Annotated in this window: 21 protein-coding genes; 13 read left to right on the forward strand and 8 right to left on the reverse strand. The window is 67.7% G+C overall.

Features of this window, described 5'->3' with window-relative positions:
- From OXM57_11700 to OXM57_11710, 3 genes are all read right to left on the reverse strand, one after another.
- Positions 1-1,678: bifunctional metallophosphatase/5'-nucleotidase (locus tag OXM57_11700; protein MDE0353343.1), on the reverse strand; the 1,678-nt coding region annotated here is incomplete at its 3' end.
- A 294-nt stretch (positions 1,679-1,972) separates the two neighbouring features.
- Positions 1,973-3,445, reverse strand: coding sequence for an amidohydrolase family protein (locus OXM57_11705; GenBank protein ID MDE0353344.1), 1,473 nt, complete (start codon positions 3,443-3,445; stop codon positions 1,973-1,975).
- 94 nt (positions 3,446-3,539) lie between these two features.
- A complete protein-coding gene (locus OXM57_11710) occupies positions 3,540-4,793 on the reverse strand; it encodes an MFS transporter (protein ID MDE0353345.1) in 1,254 nt (417 codons plus the stop codon).
- 347 nt (positions 4,794-5,140) lie between these two features.
- Between OXM57_11710 and OXM57_11715 the strand changes: the two genes are divergently transcribed.
- The 10 genes from OXM57_11715 (at position 5,141) to dtd (ending at position 15,409) form a co-directional block, all read left to right on the forward strand.
- On the forward strand, positions 5,141-6,235 hold the full coding sequence (locus OXM57_11715) for a nucleoside hydrolase (GenBank protein ID MDE0353346.1): 1,095 nt from the start codon (positions 5,141-5,143) through the stop codon (positions 6,233-6,235).
- A gap of 31 nt (positions 6,236-6,266) precedes the next feature.
- On the forward strand, positions 6,267-7,319 hold the full coding sequence (locus OXM57_11720; protein MDE0353347.1) for an NAD(P)-dependent alcohol dehydrogenase: 1,053 nt from the start codon (positions 6,267-6,269) through the stop codon (positions 7,317-7,319).
- Positions 7,319-8,311 carry a ketol-acid reductoisomerase gene (gene ilvC, locus OXM57_11725; protein MDE0353348.1) on the forward strand — a complete coding sequence of 331 codons (993 nt, stop codon included), beginning with the start codon at positions 7,319-7,321 and terminating at the stop codon, positions 8,309-8,311. Before OXM57_11720 ends, ilvC begins: the two co-directional genes overlap by 1 nt.
- 176 nt (positions 8,312-8,487) lie before the next feature.
- Positions 8,488-9,960, forward strand: coding sequence for an ABC transporter substrate-binding protein (locus OXM57_11730; GenBank protein MDE0353349.1), 1,473 nt, complete (start codon positions 8,488-8,490; stop codon positions 9,958-9,960).
- 147 nt (positions 9,961-10,107) lie between these two features.
- Positions 10,108-11,013 (forward strand): sugar ABC transporter permease, encoded by a 906-nt coding sequence (locus OXM57_11735; GenBank protein MDE0353350.1) that lies wholly within the window; start codon positions 10,108-10,110, stop codon positions 11,011-11,013.
- Between the two features lie 63 nt (positions 11,014-11,076).
- Positions 11,077-11,922: an ABC transporter permease gene (locus tag OXM57_11740; GenBank protein MDE0353351.1), complete on the forward strand. Its 846-nt coding sequence runs from the start codon at positions 11,077-11,079 to the stop codon at positions 11,920-11,922.
- Positions 11,919-12,977, forward strand: a complete 1,059-nt coding sequence (locus OXM57_11745; protein MDE0353352.1) for an ABC transporter ATP-binding protein — start codon at positions 11,919-11,921, stop codon at positions 12,975-12,977. The genes OXM57_11740 and OXM57_11745 overlap by 4 nt, the downstream gene beginning before the upstream one ends.
- 8 nt (positions 12,978-12,985) lie before the next feature.
- Entirely contained in the window at positions 12,986-14,194 is a 1,209-nt protein-coding gene (locus OXM57_11750) for an MFS transporter (protein MDE0353353.1), read from the forward strand.
- Positions 14,181-14,957 (forward strand): hypothetical protein, encoded by a 777-nt coding sequence (locus OXM57_11755; protein MDE0353354.1) that lies wholly within the window; start codon positions 14,181-14,183, stop codon positions 14,955-14,957. Before OXM57_11750 ends, OXM57_11755 begins: the two co-directional genes overlap by 14 nt.
- Positions 14,954-15,409: a D-aminoacyl-tRNA deacylase gene (gene dtd / locus OXM57_11760; protein ID MDE0353355.1), complete on the forward strand. Its 456-nt coding sequence runs from the start codon at positions 14,954-14,956 to the stop codon at positions 15,407-15,409. The genes OXM57_11755 and dtd overlap by 4 nt, the downstream gene beginning before the upstream one ends.
- Positions 15,410-15,529: 120 nt before the next feature.
- Here dtd and OXM57_11765 read toward each other — a convergent pair whose 3' ends face one another.
- Both OXM57_11765 and OXM57_11770 read right to left on the reverse strand, forming a co-directional pair.
- On the reverse strand, positions 15,530-17,272 hold the full coding sequence (locus OXM57_11765) for an acetyl-CoA carboxylase biotin carboxylase subunit (GenBank protein ID MDE0353356.1): 1,743 nt from the start codon (positions 17,270-17,272) through the stop codon (positions 15,530-15,532).
- Positions 17,273-17,401: 129 nt separating this feature from the next.
- On the reverse strand, positions 17,402-18,952 hold the full coding sequence (locus OXM57_11770; GenBank protein ID MDE0353357.1) for an acyl-CoA carboxylase subunit beta: 1,551 nt from the start codon (positions 18,950-18,952) through the stop codon (positions 17,402-17,404).
- A gap of 175 nt (positions 18,953-19,127) precedes the next feature.
- Between OXM57_11770 and OXM57_11775 the strand changes: the two genes are divergently transcribed.
- Positions 19,128-19,811 (forward strand): biotin--[acetyl-CoA-carboxylase] ligase, encoded by a 684-nt coding sequence (locus tag OXM57_11775; GenBank protein ID MDE0353358.1) that lies wholly within the window; start codon positions 19,128-19,130, stop codon positions 19,809-19,811.
- Between the two features lie 44 nt (positions 19,812-19,855).
- Here the strand turns inward: OXM57_11775 and OXM57_11780 are convergent, their stop codons facing one another.
- Positions 19,856-20,623: an SDR family NAD(P)-dependent oxidoreductase gene (locus OXM57_11780; protein ID MDE0353359.1), complete on the reverse strand. Its 768-nt coding sequence runs from the start codon at positions 20,621-20,623 to the stop codon at positions 19,856-19,858.
- Between the two features lie 211 nt (positions 20,624-20,834).
- Here OXM57_11780 and OXM57_11785 point away from each other — a divergent pair, with 211 nt between their 5' ends.
- Positions 20,835-21,578, forward strand: coding sequence for a dienelactone hydrolase family protein (locus tag OXM57_11785; protein ID MDE0353360.1), 744 nt, complete (start codon positions 20,835-20,837; stop codon positions 21,576-21,578).
- 84 nt (positions 21,579-21,662) lie between these two features.
- Here the strand turns inward: OXM57_11785 and OXM57_11790 are convergent, their stop codons facing one another.
- Both OXM57_11790 and OXM57_11795 read right to left on the reverse strand, forming a co-directional pair.
- Complete coding sequence (locus OXM57_11790) at positions 21,663-22,430, reverse strand: SDR family oxidoreductase (protein ID MDE0353361.1); 768 nt, start codon at positions 22,428-22,430, stop codon at positions 21,663-21,665.
- 58 nt (positions 22,431-22,488) lie between these two features.
- Complete coding sequence (locus OXM57_11795) at positions 22,489-23,976, reverse strand: hypothetical protein (GenBank protein MDE0353362.1); 1,488 nt, start codon at positions 23,974-23,976, stop codon at positions 22,489-22,491.
- 250 nt (positions 23,977-24,226) lie between these two features.
- On the opposite strand from OXM57_11795, the gene OXM57_11800 reads away from it, so the two are divergent.
- Complete coding sequence (locus tag OXM57_11800) at positions 24,227-25,663, forward strand: LCP family protein (GenBank protein MDE0353363.1); 1,437 nt, start codon at positions 24,227-24,229, stop codon at positions 25,661-25,663.

The following is a 25,663-nucleotide window of genomic DNA, read 5'->3' on the forward strand; positions in this document are numbered from 1 at the left end:
AGATGTAGTTGGCCAGGGCCTGCTGGTAGCTGACGCCCAGCTTGGTGAACTCGATATCGGTGAGCGGGTAGCAGTCGCCGCCACCGGCCAGGAAGTCGATGGTGGCGAGCGCCACGGGAGCACCGGGCACGACCTGGCCGCCGGTGACGATGACCGTGCCGTCGTCCAGCACCACCTCGCGCACCCGGCCACCGGGGTTGCCGACCAGGGAGCAGTCGCCGTCCCTGGCGATCTCCCTGGCGGAGGCCGAGGGGTCGTAGGTGAGGGTGAATCCCGCGACCTGGGCGAACTGGCCCCCGGCGCCCGGCAGGCGGTCCAGGGCCTGCTCGAGCAGGATATGGAAGGTCTCGCGGGGTACCTCGCCGACCACCACGAAGTTGCGGAACGGGGCGATGTCCCAGGTGGTCCCGACCGTGATGTCACCCGGCGGGATAACCGAGTCGTTGCGGATGCCGCCGCCGTTCTGGATAGCGACATCGGGCACGCGGCTACCGAACCCTTCGGCCAGGTTGGTAGCCGTGGCCCGCAGGGCGTCGGCCAACAGGTTGCCCTCGTTGGTGGCCACCGTCCGCACCATGGGCTTGCGACCGTCCAGCTCAACCTCGCTGGCGCCGATGACCTCGGAGCTGATCAGGGCGACTGCCGCGGTGAGCGGTTCGATCACGCCTGCCTGCACTCCGGGATCGGGCTCCAGGTCGAAGCCGACCCCTACGGAACGGCCCTCGGCGGCGGTGACGTTGCCGCCCGCGTCGAACGTCACGTTGAGTTCCCCGATGCAGCGGTACCCACCTGGGGCAGTCACTACGGGAACCATCGTTCCGGAAGCGTCCTCCACCATGATCGGGTAGGGCGCCACCGCCTCCTCGTCGGCCAGGCAGGTGTCACCTTCGTTTCGCAGCAGGTCGTCTCCGCCTCCCGCTATGACGACGTCCACGCCGGACAGGCTCGCCACGAGTTCGATCTCCTCCGCCACGTCCTGGAGGTGGCTGACCAGGACGATCTTGTCGACTCCGTCAGCCGCCAGGGCTGCGACCTCGGCTTGGACGGCGGGCAGCACAGGCGAGACCACCACGTTGCGGGGACTCGAGATGTTCGGCAGCATCGGCGTCACCGCGCCGACTACCCCGACCCGCTCGCCACCGGTGACGATCACGGTGCTGGGGGCGATCAGGCCCTCGTCGACCAGCGCCTGCAACTCCGGCTCGGCGGAGAAGTCCAGGTTGGCCGACAGGAACGGGATGGCGGGATCGAAACCCTTGATGAACCGGGCGGTCACCTCCGGGCCCATGTCGAAGTCATGGTTGCCCAGGGCCATGGCGTCGTACACGCCGCTCAGGGCGACCGAGTCGTACAGCGGACCTTCCCGGGCCAGCGAGACGCCGAACTCCTGGGAGGCGAGGAAGTTGTCGCCCGAGGTGAGCGTCACGACACCGCTACCGGCGGCCCCGGCCTGCAGCTGCTTCATGAGCGCCACGAAGCGGGCCACGCCCGGATCCGAACCGTCGTCGGGCAGGAGCTTCGACTCACCGTCGTTGTTGTGCAGGATGGTGAGGACGAAGGTGTCGCCCCCCTCCGAATCCTGGGCGCCGGCCGAGACGGGAACCGAGGCCAGGATCCCGACCAGCAGCGACAGCACTGCAAAGAACGCCAATGGGCTCCTGGGCCGCCAACTCGTCATGCTCACTCCTTTGCTCTCCTCACCCGGCAGTTTTTCGGGGTCACCGGGCATGGCATCCGAAATCGTTCAAGGGAACATCGAAATCGTGGCCCACCCACCTGCGAGCACGCTGAGCGAGTCGAAGATCCTGGGAGGAATCCCACCAAACGAGAGCCGTCGTTTCGTGACCCAAAGCAGCTCAGCAGCCCGGAGATCAAGCGGCCTTCGCTGCCCCCATGATGTTACCGCCTGTTGGTGACAAGGCTATAAACCGGCTCCGGACGCATCGGCCGGAGTTGGGCGGCTACTTCGAGGCTACCGGGTCTCGTAGTCGGGGTACTTCCGCACGGTTACCGGTTCTCCGGCCGCTTTGCGGGCCCGGTACCACGACTCGAACCTGGCCATCCACTCGTCGGAGCGGGCGACGATGGCCTCCTCGTCCAGGAACGTGAACTCTCCGCCTCGCAGCAGGAACCTCCCGTCGACCATCGTGTCCTCCACCAGGGTTCCCGCGCACTTGGTGACGATCCAGTAGAGGAGGTTCCCCGCGTTCAGGGGGTAGAGGGTGGTGTTCCGGTGGAGGTCCACCGTGATGATGTCGGCTCGCTTGCCGGCCTCGATCGTCCCGATCCGGTCCCCGAGTCGCTGGGCCCTTGCGCTCCCGATCGTGGCCAGCTCGATCGGGACCCAGGGTTCGAACTGCCCTTCGTGGTCCGGCGGGATGATGGCATTGACGAGATACGCCGTGTAGATGTTGTCGAACAGATTGCCGGCCGGCATGTCCGTGCCGAGGCCGAGCGTGACGCCGGCCGCCCGGAGGGCAGGGACGTCGGCCACCGAGCCGTGGTACGTCGCGTTCGACTGCGGGTTGTGCGAGATGGCAACCCCCGCCTCGGCGAATATCTCCGCTTCTGCCCGGTTCACCTGGTCGCAATGGAAGAACAGGGTGCGTTCCTGGAGCAGGCCCCTGGCCTGGAGGTAGCCAACTATCCCACCCCATGAGGCGAACTGGGCGTCGGACAGGCGGCGATCCGCGGCGCTCTCGAGCAGGTGGGTGGCGAACCCCACGTCATAGCGCTCGGCCAGCTCCATGCTTTGGAGCAGCAACCTTTCCGAGCATGAATACGTGGTGTGGGGGTGGACGGCGACCTGGATCCTCCCGTCCTCGGCGTTGTGGTAGTCCTGGATCACCTGCTCGGTCAGGGCGAGGTATCCGTCATCGTCGAGCCCATCCCCGAGGATGACGTTGCTGACGGACTGGGGATGCATGATGAGCCTCATCCCGGAGGCGACGCCGGCGCGGAAAGACCCGTGCGGGAACGGGAAGGCGCTGGTGATGGTGGTGGTGCCGTGCTTGATGGCGTTGCACATGGCCACCAGGGTCATGTCGTAGGTGCTCTCGTCCGAAGCCCACGTGTAGGCGGGCCAGATGAACTTCTCCAGGCATTCGGAAATGCCGCTGAACTCGAGCGAGGAAGGGTCGATGCCCGGAAGCAGGTTGAAGGCATAGTTGGCCAGGTGGTTGTGGCTGTCGATCAGCCCCGGCATCACCAGCCTGTCGCCGCAGTCCACCACCTCGCCGCCCCGCTTGACGACCTCGTCCTTCGGCGAATCCTCAGGCCCGCCCACCGAGTGGATGAGCGGTCCGTCGACGAGCACCCAGCCGTCCTCGATGATGCCGTCAGGGTCGGGCGTGGCGATCAGGAACCGGCAATTGTCGAACAGGATCATCACACAACCTCCGAAGAGAACCGGGATGGCAGCCCGGACCACGCCCCGGCCGAGCATCCGGCACTCCGGTCGCTCCGGCTCGGAGTGTACCCATGAGTGGCCCGGCGGCTCCGCTCCGGGGAACGGCGACCGCCTGCGGGTTTCGCGGTGTCTACGCCGGCTCGGTGATCCAGAGAGCGCCCAGACCGGTGGCCAGCGGGATGGCGGTGAGCCACCAGGCCGCCGCTCCGTATCCCCCGGTGCCGGCGGCCAGCAGCGCTACGGTGACGGGTCCGGCGGCTGATGCCGCCACCATGATCAGCATGGAGACGCCCTGGATGCCCCCGATGTTGGCGAGGCCGAACCAGCGGGGCAACAGCGTGGGGACGAGCGGGAAATGTGCTCCGCCCCCGGCGCCGAGGAGGACCGTGTAGGCGAACGCCTGCCAGCCCTGCTCGAGGCGCCCGACCATCGCCAGGGCGCATATAAGGAAGAGCATCGAACCCGCCAGCAGCACCCGGGCGGGGATCCGGTCGGCCAGAGCCCCGACGGCCAGGCCGGCGGTGATCATGCCCGTGACCAGGGGCACGAACATGGCCGCGGCCTGGGTGGCGGACAGGCCGGCTCCGGTCAGGATCGAGATCTGGTGGAAGTTGAGCCCGGTGGCCACCATGGAAGACGTGGCGATGACGCACGCCATCAGAACGAACCGGGGTTGGGTGATGGCCTGGCCGCGCGTGGCGGGAGTGCGGGCGGTCGCGGCGGCCGCGACGACGGTGGGGGGCGGCCGCTTGTAGCCGTCGGGACGTTGACCGACATCGGAGGGGCGGTCGATGATCCCGAAGTGCCCGATTGGTATGACCACCATCCAGACGGCGGCGGCGGCCAGCAGCCAGGCGACGCGGACGCCGTAGGCCGCCACGGCCAGCCCCAGAATCAGCGGGGTGAGGCTCATCAGGCCGCTGATGGTGGGTGAGGTGACCCCGAACACCCGGCCGCGCCGGCGCTCGAACCAGTGGGTTATGGCCAGCGAACTCACCAGCGTCAGGGCCCCCTGGCCGAGCCAGCGGATGAGGGTGAACCCGATCGCCAGGGTCACGAAGCCCTGGACGCCCGCCATGACGACCAGGCCTAGACCGAACGCCGCCCCGATCCATCTCATGGCGCGGCGGGTCCCGACCCGGTCGATCCAGCTACCCACTGGCAGCAGGGCGGCGCCGCCCGCCAGCGTGCCGACCAGGTAGGCGGCCGATACCTGGGGCCGGCTCAGGCCCAGCTCGGCGATCAGGGGGTCGATCGAAACGGACACGCCGATGGTCTGGCCGGGGCCGGTCATGGCGCCCGTGATGACAGCCAGCCCGGCGATCCGCCAGCCGAGGAAGGGCCGGGCAGGCTTGACGGCGTCGGATAGGGGATCGGCGGTCATTCGGTTCCGGACCTTCGCTCGGGATGCGTGACCGGTTTAGTGGATCGAATGCCCATCCCCAATTCGAAGCCCGTGCCGTGGCCGGCCCGCGCCGATCGGCCGGTCTACGGGACCGTGGTTTGCCGAGACAGTCTGGCGTCCGTGTCGAGGACGAGGGTCATTCGCCGTACATGCGGGCTCGGGCTCGGGCGAGCTCCTCCTCGGCGAAGGCGCCGTTCTCGGCCTCCCACCACCGTCGGATGACGGATCGTCCCCGGGGCCGTCGGTCCGGAATCGGGGTCCTCGCGCCGGGTGTAAATTGTGGGTAATCCAGCCTCTAGGGCTGGTACGCCCGTGGAAGGTGCCTGATGACTTTCTTCCCTACCGTCAGCGACGAGCGGCGGCTGGAGATGTTCGCCGACCGTCCCGGGCCGGCCCGGGTTCTCATCGATACCGACACCGCCAACGAGATCGATGACCAGTTCGCCCTGGCCTGGGCGTTGCTGTCGCCCGAGCGTATCGAGGTGGAGGCGATCGTCGCCGAGCCGTTCGGGCACCTCCACATGCGGGAGGAGTTGGTGGCCGAACTGGAGGCTCTCCGGGCCGGCACCACCACCGGCGCGGTGGAGAACAAGTACGAAGGATGGGTTCGCCACCTGGTGGCCCAGGGAATCGAGCCCGAGGACCTGCAACTGGTGGGTCCGGCCGAGGGTATGGAGAAGTCGTACGAAGAGATCCACCGCGTGCTCGGCAAGCTGGGGATCGCGGGCGACGGCCTGGTGTTCCGCGGGTCGGACCGCTACATGCCGGCGCCTGATGTCCCGGTCGAGAGCGAGGGCGCCCACCGCATCATCGAGGCGGCGCTGGCCGATGACGAGCGGGTGCTGCATGTGGTGGCCATCGGATGCGTCACCAACGTCACCTCGGCGCTGCTCATGGCGCCCGAGATCGCCTCCCGTATGGTGGTCAACTGGACCTCCGGGTATCCCACCTGGGTCGACCTCGACAACACCCCCTCCCTGAACCTGGTGCAGGACCGCCATGCCTCCCGGCTGCTCTTCTCGTCGGGCGTGCCGCTGGTCTACCTGCCCGGATACCACATCGGCGCCCAGCTGAACTTCTCGCATCCCGAGGCGGAGGCCTGGATCAAGGGCAAGGGCGAGATCGGCGACTACCTCTACCACCTCTACGTCCACAATCCCATCTGGATCCAGCGCGGCGTCAAGCCATTCCCCGGGCAGTCCTGGGTGGTCTGGGACCTGATCAACATCGCCTGGCTGATCGACCGCAGCTGGGTGCCGACGCGGACCACGAGGACCCCTCACCTCGGCGACGACCTGGTCTGGCAGGCCCGACCCGACGGGCCGCTGATGCTGGAGGCGGTGGGCATCGACCGGGACGCCGTCTACCACGATCTGATCGTCAAGCTCGACGACCAGGACCGCATCCTGGCGTCGCGGTGACCGGGCGAGCGGAGCGAGGAGGAGAGGACGTATGAGAGCAGCCTGCCTGCTTCCCGAAGGTGGTATCGAGATCCGGGAGCGGCCGGCGCCGTCCCCCGGTCCGGGTCAGGTGCTGGTGGCGCCCCGGCTGGTGGGCATCTGCGGCTCCGATCTCCATTACTACAAGGACGGGAGGATCGGTACCTGGCGGGTCCGGCGCCCGCACGTTCTGGGTCACGAGTTCGCCGGCGTCGTTACGGAGCTCGGTGAGGGAGTGGGCGGCACCCGGGTCGGCGATCACATCGCGGTGGAGCCCATCGTGCCCTGCGAGGCCTGCGACCCGTGCCGGCGAGGCGTCTACAACCTCTGTCCCGGCATGCGATTCACCGGGTCGCCCCACACCGACGGTGCTCTCCAGGACCTGGTCGCGGTGCCGGCGCGCGGCGCCCACTCGCTCCCGGAGGGGATGGACTTCGCCCTCGGCGCCCTGGTGGAGCCGACCTCCATAGCGGTCCACTCGGTACGGCGCGGCGAGGTGCGGCCGGGAGAGACGGTGCTGATCATCGGCGCCGGCCCGATCGGCCTTCTGATCCTGGCGGTCGCCCTGGCCTACGGGGCCGGCGCGGTGCATTCCACCGACTTGGACGAGGGACGGCTGGCATTGGCGACGGAGATGGGCGCAACGACATCGGTGAACGTCGGAGGCTTGCAACCGGAGGAGATTCTCGAGGTGACTGAGCCGCTCGGAGCCGACGTGGTGTTCGAGGCGGTCGGTAGCCCGCGCACCCTCGAGACAGCCATGCGCCTGGTACGGCCCGGCGGTCGGGTGGTGGCGGTGGGGGTGAACACCGAAGAGCGGATCCCGTTCAACCTGCTGCTGGCCCAGTCCATGGAGGCGACCGTCATCCCCGTCTACCTCGGTCGGGACGCCTTCCCGGAGGCCATATCCCTCCTGGCATCGGGCCGGATCGACGGGACGAGGCTCGTCAGCCATCGTTTCCCCCTGGAGCGGGCCTCCGAAGCGATGGACACCGCCCTCAGCGTGTCCTCCGGCGCCGTCAAGGTGATGATCGACGTAGCCGGCGCGGGGAGAGGGAACGGCTGATGGCCCGGATGTACTTCGAGGAGGACTCCGACGTGCGCCATGTGGCCGGCCAGTCCGTGTGCATAGTCGGGTACGGCAACCAGGGCCGCTCCCAGGCCCTCAACATGCGGGACAGCGGCCTGAGCGTCACCGTGGGGAGCCGCCGGGACGAGTCCTACGAGGCTGCCCTCCGGGACGGCTTCGAGGTGCTTCCGGTCGGCGAGGCGGTGGCGCGGTCCGATATCACTTTTCTCTTGGTGCCCGATGAGGTCATGCCCAAGGTATTCGAGCGGGACATCGGTCCGAACCTCGCCGCGGGCGACATGGTGGTCTTCGCCAGCGGCTACAACATCGCCTTCGACCTGATCGAGCCCCCTGCCGACGTGGACGTGGTGCTGATCGCGCCCCGCATGATCGGAGCGGGGGTCAGGGACACCTACCTGAGCGGTGAAGGGTTCCCGAGCCTCATCGCCGTACATCAAGCCGCAACCGGCACGGCCTTCGAGCGGATGCTGGCCCTATGCGAAGGGATCGGATCCACCCGGATGGGCGTGATCGAATCCAGTTTTCTCGAGGAGGCGACCGTGGACCTGTTCGCCGAGCAGGTGGGATACCTCTACGCGGTGCGCCGCTACTGCGAAGTGCTGGTGGAGGCCGGGTGCAGCCCCGAAGTGGCCATGCTGGAGTTCTACGCCTCGGGGGAGGGGATCGAGACCGCCAAGGCCTATCGCGACATTGGCCTCTGGGACCAGATCACGCTACATTCCCGTACGAGCCAGTACGGGCAGGAAGTTACCGCGCGGCTCGCTCCCGAGCGGGAGGAAGCCGAGAGGTCTCGCCTCAAATCGATCATCTCCCACATCCAGGACGGTTCGTTCGCTCGTGAGTGGGCGGCGGAGCAGCGAGCGGGGTTTCCCGAGTTCGACCGGATCCGGGAGTTGAACATGGCCCACGAGATGCGGACGGCGGAACGCAGGCTGTACGAGGTGTTGGGGCGCCTTCCCTCGGGTTGACCCGGAGTCGAGCGGGGGAATGGTCGAGGCGAATTGTTTGACGGTGAGAGGGAGCACCTAGCGGCGAGGAGCCGTAGAGTAGAACGCCGGGCCGACCAGCCGGTCGCTCTCGAGTACGAATGATCGGTGGGTCATCGGTTCGGCCGAAAATGAGCAAGCAAGGAGGAATGCCGCGTATGCGCGGGACAAACAGAAACAAAGGACTGCTGCGCCTGGCGGCGTTGCTCTCGGTGATCGCCTTGGTGGCCGCGGCCTGCGGCGCCGAGGACGCCACTCCGGAGACCGTGGTGGTCACGTCGATCGTGACCGAGCAGGTGGAAGTAGTGGTGACCGAAGTGGTGACCGAGGAAGTGGTCGTCACCGAGGAAGTCGTGGTCACCGAGGAAGTCGTGGTCACGTCGATCGTGACCGAGACGGTCGAGGTCGAGGTCGAGGTCGAGGTACCGGTCGAGGCCGAGCCGATGGGACCCTCCGGGCCGGGCCTCCTGGACCTGAGTGATTCCGAGCTGGCCGGAATGTCGTGGGACGAGATCGTGGCAGCTGCCAACGGCACCAGGCTCAACTGGTTCATGTGGGGCGGTAGCGCGGTCATCAACGGCTACATCAACGGTTGGGTCAAGGAACAGGCTATGGAGCGCTACGGGATCGACCTGAACCAGGTGCGCATCACCGACACCGTCAACGCGGTGGACACGGTGATCAGCGAGACCGAGGCCGGCGAGTTCGCCAGCGGTTCAGTGGACATGATCTGGATCAACGGCGAGAACTTCAAGACCATGAAGAACGCCGGTCTGCTTTTCTGCGGCTACTGGGACATCATGCCCAGCATGGCCAACGTGGACCAGCAAGCCGGACCGATCGCATTCGACTTCGGCACCCCGGTGGACGAGTGCGAGGTTCCGTGGAACCAGGCCCAGTCGGCGGTGTTCTACAACAGCGCCCTCGTGCCCAATCCTCCGGCCGACATGGACGCCCTGCTGGCCCAGGCCTGCGAGAACCCGGGGACCTTCACGTACCCGGCCCCGCCGGACTTCACCGGTAGCGTGTTCGTGCGCCACGTGTTCTACAACGAGGCCGACAAGATCCTGCCCGGCGGGCACACCGACATGGTCGGGATCCCCTTCGACCAGGCGCTCTACGACCAGGTGGCGCCTGCCACGTGGGCGACCCTGAACGCGGTCGAGCCCTGCCTGTGGCGCGGTGGGGAGACCTACCCGGTGGATCAGCCCGCCCTCGAGCAGCTGTACGCCAACCAGGAGGTCAGCCACTTCCTGGCCTACGGCCCGGCAGCGGCCGGTTCCAAGGTGGACAGCGGCCTGTTCCCCGAGTCGACTCGCACGTACGGCTTGGACAGCGGCCAGATCGGTAACACCAACTTCGTGACCATCCCCTACAACTCGCCCAACAAGGCGGCGGCGTTGGTGGTGGCCGACCTGTTGCTGAGCATCGACGGCCAGTTGGAGAAGGCCTATCCCGACGTCTGGGGCCAGATCAACGTGCTCAACGCGGCCTCGCAGTCGCACTTCGCCGACGTGCCCCGGCACCCGTCGGTGGTTGATCCGGGACTGATCAGGTCCTTGGGTGAACTGCTCGGTGACTGGGTACCGATCATCGAGGAAGGCTGGGTCCAGAACGTAGCCCAGAACTAGACAGCCGGATCGTGGGAAGGGCCGGGGGCAAGGTCTTCATCGGGCCTATGACCCCGGCCCTTCACACGCCGGTCTGCGTTTCCCACGACTTGTCGTCGAGGGGGTGGCCCGGCGATCTGGTTCATCTGACACACAGAAGGATGGAACGTGGCGGTTAGGACACCTCGGCTGACGGGGAGGGTGCTCTCGGAGAAGGCCGCGCAGCGCCTCACCATCGCGCTGCTCCTCGCACCGGCCATCCTGGTGATCCTGCTCCTGTTCATGGGCGGGCTGATCACCGGTTTTCTGCGCAGCCTGGGCTATTTCCCGCTGATCGGGCTCAACGACTTCAACTTCGATGCCTACACCATCATCTTCACCGACACCGGGTTCATCCGGAGTTTCATCCTCACTTTCCACATCGCCTTCACCTCCACGCTCATTGCCAGCATCCTGGCGGTGGCTTCGGCGATGCTCCTCCGGCCCGCCTTCCGGGGGAAGCGCTTCGTCCAGTTCATCTTCTCCCTCAACCTCACCATCCCGCATCTGGTGGGGGCGGTGGGCGTTCTCTACCTGTTCTCGGGTAGCGGCCTCGTCTCCCGCCTGGCCACGGGGGCAGGCCTGATCGACAGCCCGGCGGGTTTCCCGGCCATGGTCAACGATCCCTGGGCGATCGGCATCATCATCCAGTACGTGTGGAAGGAGATCCCGTTCATCGGGGTGATCGTCCTGGCGATCCTTCTATCGGTGGGGGAGGACTACGAGTCGGTGGCCCGTTCGCTGGGCGCCAACCGATGGCAGGCCTTCCGCAACGTGACCCTGCCGCTGATAATGCCCGGAGTGGTGTCCGCCTCGGTGATCGTCTTCGCCTTCACGTTCGGCGCTTTCGAGATCCCGTGGCTGCTCGGGTCCACCTTCCCCAAGGCCCTCCCGGTGCTGGCCTTCGAGAGCTACACCGATGTCGATCTGGCGGCCCGGCCGCAGGCCATGGCGATGGCGATGGTCATCGCGGTGATGAGCAGCCTGATGATCCTGGCGTACATGAAGGTGTCTCGCCGGTACGTGAGGAGCTAGCTGCATGCCGACCACCGCCCACCTGCACCCGTCGACCGGCCACTGCCCACGGGCGGCTACCGGATGACCGCCGTCACCGCCGACACGCGGGAGGGACGCCGTTTCCCCTGGCGGGTTACCGGGCGCTGGGTGGGAATCACCGGCCTGCTGGCCTTCCTCGTTGCGCCGATAGTCCCCCTGTTCATCTGGTCGATCAGCTTCCGGTGGTTCTACCCTGCCATCCTCCCCACCGAGTACAGCGCCCGCGCCTGGACCGAGGTGATCACGCCCCACAACGATGTGCTGGGCGTGGCGTGGAACACCGCGCTCATCGCCCTGGTTGTCACGGCCATGTCCATCTTGCTGGGGGTTCCGGCCGGCCGGGCGCTGGGACTGTACGAGTTCAGGGGCAAGCGGCTGGTGGAGTGGATGATCCTGGCCCCGATAATCGTCCCGGGACTAGCCGTGGTGCTCGGTATCCACGTGCTGTTCATCCGGGCCGGCCTGTCCAACAGCATCCCTGGTGTCATCCTCGTCCACCTGGTGCCCACCCTCCCGTATATGACGCTGGTCATGTCGGGGGTGTTCGCCAACTACGACACCGACTTCGAGCTGCAGGCCCGCTCGCTGGGAGCGAGTCGCCTGGCCACCCAGCTCCACATCACCCTGCCGGCCATCTTCCCCGGCGTGGTGGTGGGAGCCCTGTTCGCATTCATAATCTCGTGGAGCCAGTACGTGCTGACGCTGCTCATCGGGGGCGGGCAGGTACAGACCCTGCCGCTACTGCTGTTCGGATTCGTTCGCTCGGACCCGGCTATCGCCGGCGCCCTGAGCGTGGTCTTCATCCTGCCGGCGGTGATCGTCCTGCTGCTGAGTTCGCGCTACCTGTCCGGAGACAACGCCGCCGTAGGAGGTATCGGAAACATATGACCCAGGTAACCCTCAGCGCGCTGACCAAGCAGTTCGACGAGAAGTCGCCTCCGGCGGTCGACCAACTCGATCTGGAGATCGAGTCCGGCAAGCTCACCGCTCTCCTCGGGCCGTCCGGGTGCGGCAAGACCACCACCATGAAGATGATCGCCGGCCTGCTCCGGCCCACCTCGGGCGACATCAGCTTCGACGGCAGCTCGATCCTGAGCATCCCTCCCGAGGACCGGGGAGCGGTGATGGTGTTCCAGAACTACCTGCTGTTCCCGTACATGACCATCGCCGAGAACATCGGCTTCGGTCTCAAGATGCGCAAGGTGGACCGCAAGGAGATCCGCACGCGGGTGACCGACATGCTGGACCTGGTGCAGCTGCCCGGTTTCGAGGATCGCAAGCCGCGGCAGCTTTCCGGCGGCCAGCAGCAGCGGATCGCCCTGGCCAGGGCGCTGATCGTCCAACCGAACGTCCTGTTGCTGGACGAGCCCCTCAGTAACCTCGATGCCCATCTGCGGGACGAGATGCGGGAGCTGATCCGCCGCATACAGACCGAGATGGGGATCACCACCGTCTTCGTCACCCACGACCAGGAGGAAGCGGTGGTGCTGGCCGACCGGATCGCCCTGCTGTTCGACGGGCGGCTACAGCAGTTCGACGTTCCGGACGCCTTCTTCGAGTCGCCCCAGACCATCGAGATAGCCAAGTTCTTCGGTGGCACCAACTTCATTCCGGGCCACTACGAGGGGGGAGAGATAGCCACCGCGATCGGCCGGTTCCGGGCGCCGCGGTCGGCGGTGGCCGGCGGTGATGCGGTGCTCAGCATCCGCCCCGAGGCGGTGACGCTGGGCGCCGACGGAGGCAACTCGGTGATGGGACGGATCAGATCGCACGTGTACGTCGGGCGGTATGCCCGGTTCCGGGTCACGCTGGGCGACATAGAGGTGGAGGCGATCACGGATCCGGGGCAGGTGAAGCTGTTCAATGACGGGGACGAGGTGCCGGTCACTTTCGATTCCAACAAGATCTGGGTGATCGGGCCGGCCTCCTCCTCCCAGGAATAGGCGGTCGGTTGCCCCCCACCCCGGCGGCGACCCGTTGGGCGCTGGTCGCCTCGGGATGGTCTGTCTATGCCCTCTACTACCTGGGGAGGGTCAACTTCTCGGTGGCCGTGCCCCGGCTCGAGGAAGAGGCGGGCCTGTCCGCCACCGAGATCGGGGCCCTGGCGGCCGGATTCTTCTGGGTCTACTCGCTGTCCGCGGTTCCGGTCGGCCGCCTGGCGGATCGCTTCGGGGCCCGGGCGCTGGTGGGTCTCGGGCTGGTAGGCAGCGGGCTCCTCAACGCGGCCTTCGTCCTGGGATCCGGGGACTTCCGGCTGGCGCTGGTGATCTGGTCGGCCAACGGCGTGTTCCAGGCCATGGGTTGGACTCCTCTGGCAGGCGCGCTGGGCCGGTGGGTGGAGGAGGGCCGGTCGGCTCGGGTGATCGCCTCGTTCGGATCGTGCTTCGTGGCCGGCACCGCTCTTACCTTCGCGGTGGGCGGGCTCATCATCGAACGGGGCGGAGCGGACGCGGTATTCCTGGCCGCCTCCCTGGTACTCGTCCCGGTCGGGGTGGTCTGGTGGATCGGGGTGCGGGACCCTGTCCCCGCAGCTTCTCCGGCCGATCGGGCCTCCCGGTCCGTCTCGGCGGCGATCCGGCTGCTCCCGCCGTCGGCGGCCCTGGGGGTGGCTTACGTGGCGCTCATCGTCTGGACCCCGACCTACTTCGTCGAGGTACACGGCCTGTCGGTGGGCCGGGCGGGTCTCCTATCGTCGGCCATGCCCGCCGTGTCCATCGTCGTGACGATCGCGGTGGGCCGTTGGTTCCTCCGGATCTCCCACGGGCCCGGGGCGGTCTTGAGGGGCGGGACGGTGATCCTGTTGACCGCCGCGGCGCTGGCCACGATCTCCGGGGTCGGCGGTCTCGCGAGCGGCTTCGCGGCCGTGGCGGCCGCCACCGCCCTGGTGGGAGCCTCGTCATCCGTGGTGCTGGGACTGTATCCCCGGGTCGGCGCCGCGGGGCAGATGAGCCTGACCTCAGGAGTGTTCGCCCTGGCATTTAACCTCGGTGGTGGAGCCGGGTCGCCGGTGATGGGCAGGTTGGTCGGCCAGGACGATTGGGACGCCGCCTTCCTGTTCCTGGCCGGATCGGTGCTCATGGGCGCCCTGTGGTCCTACGGCTGGTACGCCTGGGCGCGACCTCGGCAGGTGCGGGAAGGAGCTTCCGGTGGCCCGGCATAGGGCGGTCATGGACCTGGGTCGTGACGAGTGGATGGCGGCGCTCGGTATCACGGACGACGATATCCCCCATGCCGTGATCCTGGAGGGCTCCTGGTGGAGAGAGCAGCGCACCGCCTGGCGGCTCAGCCGGCTGGAGGACGTGCGCGAGCTGGCCTTCCCCGACATGTTCCTCGGTTACCGGCGGGGGAGACCGGTGGTCTACTCCTGCGTGTACGGGGCACCCCGCGCGGTGGAGCCGGCCCATCTGTTCGGGGTGCTGGGGACGCCGCGCATGGTGATGATCGGAACCTGCGGGGCTCTTCACGCCGGGCTGTCCACCGGCGATGTGGTGGTGCCGTCAGTTGCGGTGGCCAGGGAGGGGGTGGCGCATCTGTACGGGGCATCCGACACCGTCGAGGCCGATCCGGACCTCACCGCGCTGGGCCGTCGCCGGCTCATGGAACGGGATGTCAGGGCGGCCGACTCCTTGCACCTGTCCTGGGTGTCGATCTTCGCCCAGAGCGGGGCGATGGTGGCCGATTGGCGGGACCGAGGCTACGGATCGGTGGACATGGAGGCGGCGACCCTCTACGCGGTGGCGCGGTATTCGGGCTTCGCCGCCACCGCTCTGCTGGTGGTATGGGATCAGCTGGACCAGGACCGGAGCTTCCTCGATCCGCTCACCGAGGCGCAGCAGGCGCGGCTGGACGCTGCCAACGAGGCCGTCTTCGACGTGGCCCTGTCGATCACGTTGGACGAAGATACTGGGGGGAGGATCCGGTGAAGGCGCTCATCCAGCGGGTGGATCATGCCTCGGTATCGGTCGGCGGCGAGGTGATCGGGCAGATCGGGGTGGGGCTCCTGGCCCTGGTGGGCGCCGGCCGGGCCGACACCGGCGCCGACGCGGTGGCGCTGGCCCGCAAGGTGGTGGGGCTGCGCATCTTCCCCGATGAGGACGGCCGGTTCAACCGGTCGCTCATCGACGTGGGAGGCGCCATGCTGGTGGTGAGCCAGTTCACGCTGTATGCCGATGTGAGGCGCGGCAGGCGCCCCAGCTTCACCGAGGCGGCCCGGCCCGAGCAGGCCGAACAGCTCGTTGACGAGTTCGTGGAGGCGGTGAGAGCCCTGGACGTGGAGGTGGCGACCGGACGGTTCGGAGCGATGATGGAGGTGGACCTCCGCAACAACGGACCGTTCACCCTGATGGTCGAAACCGCCGCCGGCCGGGTCGTGTAGCAGCGAGCGTTTGGGGGAATTAACCGGTAGGGCGCTGAGGAAACCACTACAGGCCGTATAGTACGCTACACATCAACCACACATCACTTCAGTTGTCAACCATCTCCGTAGGACCGACAACTAGCGGATGATGGCTACGACCTCGTTGGTGCGGACGGTGTCGCCGGGTCGGACCTTCAACTCCACCAGTTCCCCGTCCATGGGGCTCTTGATCTCGTTCTCCATCTTCATGGCCTCGAGGACGCAGATCTGCTGATCGGCCGTCACCCGGTCTCCTGCCTTGACCGACACCTTGACGATGGTTCCCTGCATGGGGGACAGCACCATGCCGCGCTCGGTGGAGGCCGGCCCTCCGGCGGCCCGCCGCTGCGGCGGGCGCCGCATCGGGCGATCTCCGCCGGCCGGGTCCGGCGCCGCCGGGGGCCAGAAGGTCACGTCGAACTTGCGCCCGCCCACCTCCACCGTCATCTCGCGGCCCGGCCCCCGATCCTCGGTGGGTCGGGCCTCGCCCCGGTCGAACGGCTCGGGGTCGAGCAACAGCTCCTCTTCCACGAACCGGGTGTGGGCTTCCCCGCTGATGAAGACCGGGTGGGACAGCACCGCTCGGTGGGCCGGCAGGGTGGTGGCCACGCCCGCCACGCGGTACTCGTCCAGAGCGCGTTCGGCCCGGGCTATCGCAGCCTCCCGGGTCCGGCCCCACACGACCAGCTTGGCCAGCAGGTTGTCGTAGTACTGGCTGACCGTGGTACCCGGGGTGATCCACGAGTCCACCCGCACGCCGGGACCGCCGGGTTCCTGGTATTCGGTCACGGTCCCCGGCGAGGGGCGGAACCGGTTGGCGGGGTCCTCGGCGTTGATGCGTAGTTCGATGGCGTGGCCGACCACCGGGGTCTCGTCGAAGGAGAGCGGATGGCCGTCGGCGATCGCCAGTTGCTCGGCCACGAGGTCGACTCCGGTGACCATCTCGGTCACCGTGTGCTCCACTTGGAGGCGGGTGTTCATCTCGAGGAAGTAGAACGTCCCGTCGGGCCGCACCAGGAACTCGACGGTGCCGGCGTTGGTGTAGTCGCAGGCGTCGGCGATGGCGAGTGCAGCCTCGCCGAGTTCCCTCCGGCCTTCAGGGGTAAGCAGCGTGGAGGGCGCCTCCTCGATGAGCTTCTGGTGACGGCGCTGTACCGAGCAGTCCCGTTCACCGAGGAAGCGGGCGTTGCCGTGCCCGTCCACGATGATCTGGGCCTCGATGTGGCGGGCCCTGTCGAGGTAGGCCTCCAGGTAGACGGCCGGGTTGCCGAAGTACGCCTCCGCCTCCCTCCGGGCCCCCTCGATAGCGTTGCCGAGTTCCTTGCGGTTGGCAGCCACCCGCAGACCCTTGCCCCCGCCGCCGTGGGAGGCCTTCACCGCGATCGGGTAGCCGATTCGCGAGGCGGTCGGGGCGGCCTCCTTCAGGCTGCGGACAGCCTCGGTGGTCCCGGGCACCGGAGCCACCCCGGCCCGCTCCGCGGTCTGACGGGACCGGATCTTGTCGCCCATCAACTCGATGGCGCGGGCCGGCGGCCCCACCCAGGTGATGCCCGCATCCTCCACCATGCGGGCGAATCCGGCGTTCTCGGAAAGGAACCCGTATCCGGGATGGATGGCGTCGGCGTCGGAGCGTCGGGCGACATCGATGATGCGCCGGGCGTTCAGGTAGGACTCCGAGGCGGGAGGACCGCCGATGTTCCAGGCCTCGTCGGCCAGCTCCACATGCAGGGCGTCCCGGTCGAGTTCCGAATACACCGCGATCGTCCGCAAGCCCAGCTCGGCCGCGGTCCGGATCACCCGTACCGCGATCTCCCCCCGGTTGGCCACCAGGAGGGAGTTCATGCTCAGGCTCCGGTTCGGCATGGGGGTCTCAGGAGGGTCCGAAATCGACGGGGATAGCTTGGCCTGCGACCCTGTGACCAGGGGTTCTATTGCCGGACATCGGGCCAACGGCACATATTGCGTACCCTCCTAGAGCGGGATGTTGCCGTGCTTCTTGGGCGGTAGCGAGTCACGCTTGTCGCGCAGCATGTCGAACGCCCTGATGAGAAGCACCCTGGTCTCTCGCGGCTCGATGACGCTGTCCACCAGGCCCAGTTCGGAAGCCACGTAGGGGTTGGCGAAGCGGTCCTCGTACTCCTCGACCAGATCGTCCCGCTTGGCATCGGGGTCGGCGGCGGTGGCGATCTCCTTGCGATGGATGATGTTGACCGCGCCCTGGGCGCCCATCACCGCGATCTCGGCCGACGGCCAGGCGTAGACCAGGTCGGCGCCCACACCGCGCGCGTTCATGACCAGGTAGGCGCCTCCATAGGACTTGCGGGTGATCACCGTCACCCGGGGCACGGTCGCCTCGCAATACGCGTAGAGCAGCTTGGCGCCGTGGCGGATGATGCCGCCGTGCTCCTGCTCCACACCCGGCAGGAATCCGGGCACGTCCACGAAGGTGACAATGGGAATGTTGAAGGCATCGCACATCCGGACGAACCGGGCGGCTTTCTGTGATGCTCCGATGTCGAGCGTCCCGGCCAGATGGCTCGGCTGGTTGGCCACGATGCCCGTGGAATGACCGTTCAGCCGGGCCAACCCCACCACGATGTTCTGCGCCCAATGCTCGTGGACCTGGTAGAACTCGCCCTCGTCCACTACGGACTCGATGATCTCCACCATGTCGTAGGGTTGGTTGGGCGAGTCGGGAATGATCGAGTCCAGCCGGTCGTCCGCCCGGTCCGGTGAGTCGTCGGGCGGGAAATAGGGGGGCGGCGTCATGTTGTTCTGGGGGAGGAACGACAGCAGGTAGCGGACGTCATCCAGGGCATCGGCGCCGGTCTCGGAGACGAAATGGGTGACTCCCGAGATTGAGGCGTGGGTGTTGGCGCCGCCCAGGTCCTCGAAGGTGACCTCCTCGCCGGTGACCGCCTTGATCACGTCGGGACCGGTGATGAACAGGTGGCTGGTGCCGCCCACCTGGTATACGAAGTCGGTGATGGCGGGGGAGTAGACCGCTCCTCCCGCGCACGGGCCCATGATGACCGACACCTGGGGGATCACCCCGGAGGCCATCACGTTGCGGTAGAAGATCCTCCCGTATCCGTCCAGCGACTGCACGCCTTCCTGGATGCGGGCGCCGCCGGAGTCCTTCAGCCCGACCACCGGCGCCCCGACCTTCATGGCCATGTCCATCACCTTGGTGATCTTGTCGGCTACCGCCTTGCCGAGGCTCCCGCCGAAAACTGTGAAGTCCTCGGCGAAGACGAAGACGGTCCGGCCGTTGACGGTTCCGTAGCCGGTCACCACGGCATCCCCGAGCGGGCGCCGGTCCTCGAGGCCGAAGCCGCGCGACTGGTGCCGGACGAACGTGTCGATCTCCTGGAAACTCCCCTGGTCGAGCAGGAGCGCGATCCGCTCCCGGGCGGTCAGCTTGCCCTTCTCGCGCTGGCGGTCCACGGCGCGCCGGGATCCTCCGCCCTCGGCCTGGCGGCGGAGTTCTCGGAGCTGTTCGATGCGCTGTTCGGTTCCCAAAGTCGTCCGGCTTTCCGTGTTTGTCCTGCCTATGGGGCGGCGTTCAAGGTTAGGCGTTGCGCCCGCCCGCAACGATTCTCCGCGTGCGGAGTCGGGCGCGTCACCACCCGGCCCGGCGCCTGGCGCTCGGGCGCGTATCCTTCGAACTCGACCCTTAGACCCTTACCGGCTGCCGATGGCTACACCCTACGAGACGCTGATACTCGACCGGACCACCTCCACCCAGGACGAGGTGTGGTCCCGGCGCGGATCGATGCCCCTGCTGGTGGTGGCGCGGTCGCAGACCCGGGGGAGAGGACGCTCGGGTGCGCGCTGGTCGAACGCCCCGCGAGCGCTGGCGGCTTCCCTCGGAGTCCGGCCGCACTGGCCTCCGTCCTCATGGCCGCTCCTGACGCTGGTGGCGGGCGTGGCGGGCCTGCGAGCGCTGGGGGATCCGGGACGGGACCTCATGCTCAAATGGCCCAACGATCTGATGCGCGGGCCGCTCAAGCTGGGCGGCCTGCTCACCGAGGCCTCGGGCGACACGGTGGTGGCGGGATGGGGCGCCAACCTGTTCTGGCCGGACGCTCCGGAGGGTACGGGCGCCGTGTTCGACTCCGATCCCGGCCCGGAAGCAGGGGTTGAGATCTCCCACCGGTGGGTCGAGGAGTTCCTTCCCCTGCTGGCGGGCGAGCCGGGCGATTGGCCGCATGACGAATACCGCCGTCGATGCTCCACACTCGGGCGATCGGTCACCTGGGTCCCGGACGGTGCCGGGACGGCGGTCGACATCTCGCCGGACGGGGGTCTGGTGGTAGAGACGGCTACCGGCCGGCGGACGCTGACCTCGGCGGCAGTCTCGGAGTTGCGGGACAACTGATCCCGCTTCCGGCGGTGCGATCCGTCAGGAGTGTCCTGAGCCGGCTAACAGGCGGTTCTGCCGCCGTCCACCGGGAGGGTGGCGCCGGTGACGAAGGCGGCGTCGTCCGATGCCAGGAACAGCGCGGCGCCGGCAATCTCCCTCGTTGTCCCTAGGCGCCCGATTGGGTGCTTGGCGGCCGTGATCTCCAGTCCCCGCTCGAGGCTGCCACCCCCGTGATTGCGCATGAGCGGCTCCATGACCGGTGTGTGGACGGCGCCGGGGCAGAGGGCGTTCACCCTGATCCCGAAGGGAGCGAGGTCGATCGCCATGGCGCGGGTGAGAGAGACCACGGCACCCTTGGCGGCGCTGTAGGCGGAGAAGTTTGCCATCCCGATCAGGGCGGCTACGGATGCCTGGTTGATGATCGATCCACCGCCGGCGGCCTGCAGGTGGGGGATGGCGGCCCGAGAGGTGAGGTAGACGCCCTTGACGTTGACCGCGAAGCACCGATCCCACTCGTCCTCGTCCGCATCCAGAACCGACCCGGATGGTGCGACGCCGGCGTTGTTGAAGACGATGTCGAGGCGTCCGAGGAGTTGGGCGGAGCTGGCAATGGCTCGGGAGACATCGTCCGGCGACGACACGTCGGCGACCACCGGATGGGCCTCCCCGCCGGTGGCCGAGATGGCTGCAGCGGCGGCTTCGGCGGCCGGCGCGTCGCTATCGAGTATCGCAACCCCGGCGCCCTCGCTCGCGAACAGTTCGGCGGTGGCCCGGCCGATGCCCGACCCGGCGCCGGTTATGAGAGCGGCGCGTCCTCGGAGTCTCACGGCGGTGATGATACGCTCCTTCCGGCGGCGGCTTCGGCGTCCTGAGCGAGCCGGAAGTCGATCCCGGAACCGGATCCGTCCACCGGCCGGCGGACGCTGACCTCGGCGGCGGTCTCGGAGCTCCGAGACGACGGGTTCAGCCGTACCCGGTTCGCTGGCTACGATTGAGAGCCGTTCGCAGCTTCTGCCCGGGACCCGTACAGGAGGTGGCATGGCGGTTCTCCAGCATGAGGGAACGATCGAGATTCTCTATCGTGACTTCGCCATGCCGTCCGGGTCCGGGTTCTCCAACGGGTACCTGTCCCGTCCGGACCGGATCGGCGATTACCCGCTGGTGGTGCTGCTGCCCCCGCTCCAGGGGATCACGCCCTTCGTCAAGGATCTCGCGCGCAGGCTGGCGCGCAACGGGTACGCCGTCCTGGTCCCGGACCTGACCCGGGGCGCTCATCCCGGACCGAAGGCGCCGTTCGAAGACCTGGTCGCCACCTACCACGCGATCCGGGATCGCCGCGCCCTGGCGGACATCGACGATGCGGTGGCCTTCGCGTTCGCCGACCCGGCCGGCTGGGCCCGTACCGGCAGGATCGGCGTGGTGGGGATCGACGTGGGGGGTCGGTTCGCCATCATCTATGCCGCACACCGGCAGCGAGCGGTGGGGGCGCTCTGCGTGGCGTATGCCCCTCTGGCCGGTGATGAGGAAAGGCGCCTGCCGGTGGTGGAGGCCCTGGAGATGCTTCCGATGCCGGTCCTGGGCCTCTACGGGGCGGATGACCACCTGGTACCCCCCGCCGGGGTCGACGAGGCGCAGCGGCTCAACCCTCACGGCAGATGGATCCTCTACGACGGTGTCGGACACGACTACTTGGATGACGATGCCGACTCCTACCATCACGCCGCCACCGGCGACACGCTGGCCCGTTTGCTCGGCCTGCTGTCCGCCACCCTGAACCGGTAGCAGCTCACCTGCCGGTAGGCGCCCTGACCGAAGCCGGTGACCCGTCCGGGGACTTGAGATGTGCGGCCATCCGTCCGGATCCGGCTACCGGGCGGTCATGCCGCCGTCCACGGTGAGGGTGGCGCCGGTGACGAAGGCGGCGTCGTCCGATGCCAGGAGTAGCGCGGCGCCGGCGATGTCCATCGGTGTTGCTACGCGCTCGATCGGGTGCTTGGCGGCCGTGGTCTCGAGCCCGCGCTCGAGGCTGCCACCCCCGCGCTGCCACATCAGTCGTTCCATGATCGGGGTGTGCTCGACGCCCGGACAGATGGCGTTCACACGTATCCTCAGCGGAGCGAGGTCCATCGCCGAGGCGCGGGTCATCGAGACCACCGCACCCTTGGCGGCGCTGTAGGCGGCGAGGCCCTCCGTCCCGACGAGGGCGGCTACGGATGCCTGGTTGATGATCGATCCGCCGCCGGCGGCCTGCAGGTGGGGGATGGCGGTTCGAGAGGTGAGGTGCTTGCCTTTGACGTTGACTGCGTAGCACCGATCCCAATCATCCTCGTTCGCATCCAGGACCGAACCGGACGGTGCGATGCCGGCGTTGTTGAAAGACGATGTCGAGGCGTGCGAGAAGCCGGGCGGTGCGGGCGACTGCACGTGAAACCGCCTCCGGTGAGGACACGTTGGCGACCACCGGATGGGCTTGCGCGCCATGGTCGAGATGGATGAGGCGGTGGCTCCTGCGGCCGGCGCGTCGCGATCGAGTATCGCAACCCCGGCGCCCTCGCTAGAGAACAACTCGGTGGCGGCCCGGCCGATTCCCGACCCTGCCCCGGTTATGAGAGCAGCCCGTCCTTGGAGTCTCACGGAGTGAGACTACGCATCCTGCTCCGCCCGGCGCCTCGGGAGGTTCCTCGACTTTCGTCTATCGATCCTGCGTCTTGGCTCCAGCCACCAGCCGGTAGTGACCCTTGTCGACAAGGGATTCGTCGGGAAGTATGAGCCAGTCTCGGTTCCTGTCGATGCGCGCCAGCACGAGGTCGTCCGAGCCGACTTGATCCGCGTGGCGCTCCTCGATCGTCCATACCGGGACGTCGAGGTGATAGGAGATCCAGCGTGGCGTCGGGATGCCGGGTGCGACCCACATGAGGCCCTCCGGTGCTGGCACCCGGGCGACGATGGCGCCTGCCGCGGCGGGGGTACGCAAGTACGTGTCACGGGTCGGGCCGAAGAAGAGGCCGTGGAACGTGACGACCACCACGATCGATCCCAGCGCGGCCAGGATCGCGGCCCGGCGGCCGCGGATGGTCCGCCGCACCATGTCGGCGAGGGCCATGGTCCCGATAGTGATCGGGGCCAGCCATGGGAAGTTCCAGAGGCGGTGAACCCAGGCGCCCTGGCTCGTCCCGAAGGTTAGGGCCGCCGCCACCGACAGCGTGATTGCCACGGGCACCCGAGTGCGGCGATCGACAAGGCCGGCGACGAGAGCGAAGGGGGCCAGAGCGCGCCACCACACGGGGGTAAGTTCTCCCGCGAAGCGCCACTGGCGGGCGAGGAACTCTCCCATCGTGTAGCCGGTGGTGTCGACCCGAGTGGTCACCTGCCCAGCCAGCTCGGCGGTCGGGGTGTTGGCCAGGAGCCATAATCCGGTGACGGCCAGGCCTGCGAGGGCCCCGAACGCCACGTACCGGGTGGCCTCCGAAGTGCGCTTGGCGGCGGCCAGCCATATCACCCCCAGACCCAGCGCGGCGATGGCAATCCAGGACTGCATGGCGGTGAGGCACGACAGGATTGCGGCGCCCGCCAGCATCCACTTGGGCGGATCGTCCGCCTCCCGCAGATGCACTACCATGGCGAGCGAGGCCGCGATCAGGGAGAAGCCTCCGCCCATCCTTCCGTAGACGAAGAAGAATCCGGTGGCTGCCATGGCTCCCGTGGCGAGGAGGATCGGAGTCCACGCCATGCCGAGGTTCCGACCCACCGCTGCCATGAACAGCACTGTCGCCGCGCCCACCAGGAAACCGAGGATGCGCAGCGAGGCCGGACTGTCTCCCAGCATCCCGACAGCGAGGATAGCGAAGAAGACTTGGAGCGGAGGATGGTGGGCGTAGGTCACGGCCTCCATCGGAGGCGCCGCTCCCGGTTCAACCCCGTACTCGCCGCGGATGTACGGATCTACGCGGGCGCCGAAGCCGGACTCCAAGGGTCCGAGCTCCCAGAAGTTGCGGGCCGCCAACCCGAAGCGGGCGAGAAGACGCCCGTCGTCGCTGTCACCGAGAGGGAGATTCAGGTCGGGTAGCCAGGCCACGAGCACCGCCATGGCAATGAGCGAAGCCACGGTCCAGCCGAGATGGGGAAGGATGCGGGCGTGCAGGGAAGCGGCTGATAGAGGCGAGGCCATGTGGGCGGCCATGGTAATTCGGCGAAGGGAGGGAGACCGGTGGATCCGGCTCCGGATGGAGGCATGACGGCCATCCTGGCCAGAGGACAACCGGTGGGGGGTTGTGGTACAGCCGGGTGCCGACGGGGTGGGAGCACGGGTACTGCGAGGGACGGAAGCGGGTAGGTGTTCGGTGGGGGGCGCGTCGGATCATCCCCGTCTTGGGCATCCACGGATACTGCTGTGGATGACAGCCGGCAGGAGTAACATCGGCTGTCCTCCTATGACCACTCAAGATCCCACCAACGAGAGCACTGACGCGTCCGGACCGTCGCCAACCCGACGGCGGTGGATGCGGCTCATCATCGGCCTGATCGTCATCAACGTGGTGGTGTTCGGCGGAATCTTCTATTACCTGGTGAGTGCGCGGGAGGCCATCGAGGCCATTCCGACCACTTCTATCCCGAGCCTGGCCCGGGAGCCTGAGCCGGTGGCGCCGGTGGCGCCGGCGGCGCCGGTGGCGACCAACGCGCCGGGTTCCACCATCCCTGCCGATGCCGGTACCCCCGGCGTGGAAGAGGCTCCGCCCGAACTCCTGGCGCCGGTTACCTTTCTCATCGTCGGGGGCGACACGCGCGAAGGTCTCCCCGACGAGCTGGAGATCAACGACCGGCTGGACGGCAACCGGGCCGATGTCATCATGCTCGCCACCCTCGACGGCGACGAAGCCAGGGTTCTCAGCCTGCCCCGTGACCTGCAGGTCGATCTCGGCGGGTACGGGGTCGTCAAGCTGAACGCCGCCCTCGCGCTGGGTGGGGGCGACCTGATGGTCTCGACGGTGGAGGAGTTGACCGGCGTCCAGATCGATCACTACGTGGAAATGGACTTCTACGGGTTCGCCAGCATCGTCGATGCCCTGGGCGGGGTCGAGATCACCTTCGCTTACCCGGCCCGCGACCTCAAGTCCGGCCTCGACGTGGACGCCGGAGTTCAACTCCTGGACGGTAAGGAGGCGCTGGCCTACGCCCGGTCCCGGGGCTACCAGGAGCGCCGGGGCAACGCCTGGGTCAGCATCGACGCCAACGATCTCGGCAGGATCCGCCGCCAGCAGAGCCTGCTGTTCGCCATGCTGGAGTCTGCCAAGCGCTGGACGATCGTGTTCGATATCCCGGCCGTGCTCCGAGCCGCCGGGGAGCATCTGGTCATCGATGCCGGTCTGGACACCCAGCGTCTCCTGGAACTGGGCTGGGCAGCGCGCAACCTGAACGGGGGCAACATCCAGGTCTACTCGCTCCCGGTCTGGGAGAGCACGGAGAACGGTGTCTACTACCTGCATCCGAGAGAGCCCGAGGCTACCGAGGTCCTGGCCGCCTTCATCGGTGCGGCCGCGCCCACCGGCGCGCCGGAACCCGTACAGGACCAGGAACTTCGCCTCAAGGTGCTGAACGGCAACGGTGGCGATGAGCAGGCCAGCCAGTGGGCGGCCTGGTTCGAGGATCATGAAGGGGTGTCCAGGTCGGTCGGGGTAGGGGACGCAGCCTCCTTCGACTTCGATAGCACGGTGGTGAGGGTGCGTCCCCAGGACCACGACATCGGCCGGCAGGTGGTGGACATGCTGGGCTTCGGGCTGGTGGAGGCGGGTTCGGTGGACGACAGTCTCGATGCGGTGGTGATCCTGGGCGCTGATGCTCTGGCCGCGGACGCGGTTCTCGGAGGTTGA

Source organism: bacterium, assembly GCA_028820935.1.
Classification (GTDB): Bacteria; Actinomycetota; Acidimicrobiia; order Spongiisociales; family Spongiisociaceae; genus Spongiisocius.

Coding starts and splice junctions, on each gene's coding strand:
- OXM57_11720 (MDE0353347.1), top strand. CDS start 6,267: ATGAGAGCAGCCTGCCTGCTTCCCGAAGGTGGTATCGAGATCCGGGAG.
- OXM57_11715 (MDE0353346.1), top strand. CDS start 5,141: ATGACTTTCTTCCCTACCGTCAGCGACGAGCGGCGGCTGGAGATGTTC.
- OXM57_11740 (MDE0353351.1), top strand. CDS start 11,077: ATGACCGCCGTCACCGCCGACACGCGGGAGGGACGCCGTTTCCCCTGG.
- OXM57_11775 (MDE0353358.1), top strand. CDS start 19,128: ATGGCTACACCCTACGAGACGCTGATACTCGACCGGACCACCTCCACC.
- ilvC (MDE0353348.1), top strand. CDS start 7,319: ATGGCCCGGATGTACTTCGAGGAGGACTCCGACGTGCGCCATGTGGCC.
- OXM57_11795 (MDE0353362.1), bottom strand. CDS start 23,976: ATGGCCGCCCACATGGCCTCGCCTCTATCAGCCGCTTCCCTGCACGCC.
- OXM57_11705 (MDE0353344.1), bottom strand. CDS start 3,445: ATGCTCGGCCGGGGCGTGGTCCGGGCTGCCATCCCGGTTCTCTTCGGA.
- OXM57_11785 (MDE0353360.1), top strand. CDS start 20,835: ATGGCGGTTCTCCAGCATGAGGGAACGATCGAGATTCTCTATCGTGAC.
- OXM57_11710 (MDE0353345.1), bottom strand. CDS start 4,793: ATGACCGCCGATCCCCTATCCGACGCCGTCAAGCCTGCCCGGCCCTTC.
- OXM57_11730 (MDE0353349.1), top strand. CDS start 8,488: ATGCGCGGGACAAACAGAAACAAAGGACTGCTGCGCCTGGCGGCGTTG.
- OXM57_11745 (MDE0353352.1), top strand. CDS start 11,919: ATGACCCAGGTAACCCTCAGCGCGCTGACCAAGCAGTTCGACGAGAAG.
- OXM57_11765 (MDE0353356.1), bottom strand. CDS start 17,272: ATGAACTCCCTCCTGGTGGCCAACCGGGGGGAGATCGCGGTACGGGTG.
- OXM57_11800 (MDE0353363.1), top strand. CDS start 24,227: ATGACCACTCAAGATCCCACCAACGAGAGCACTGACGCGTCCGGACCG.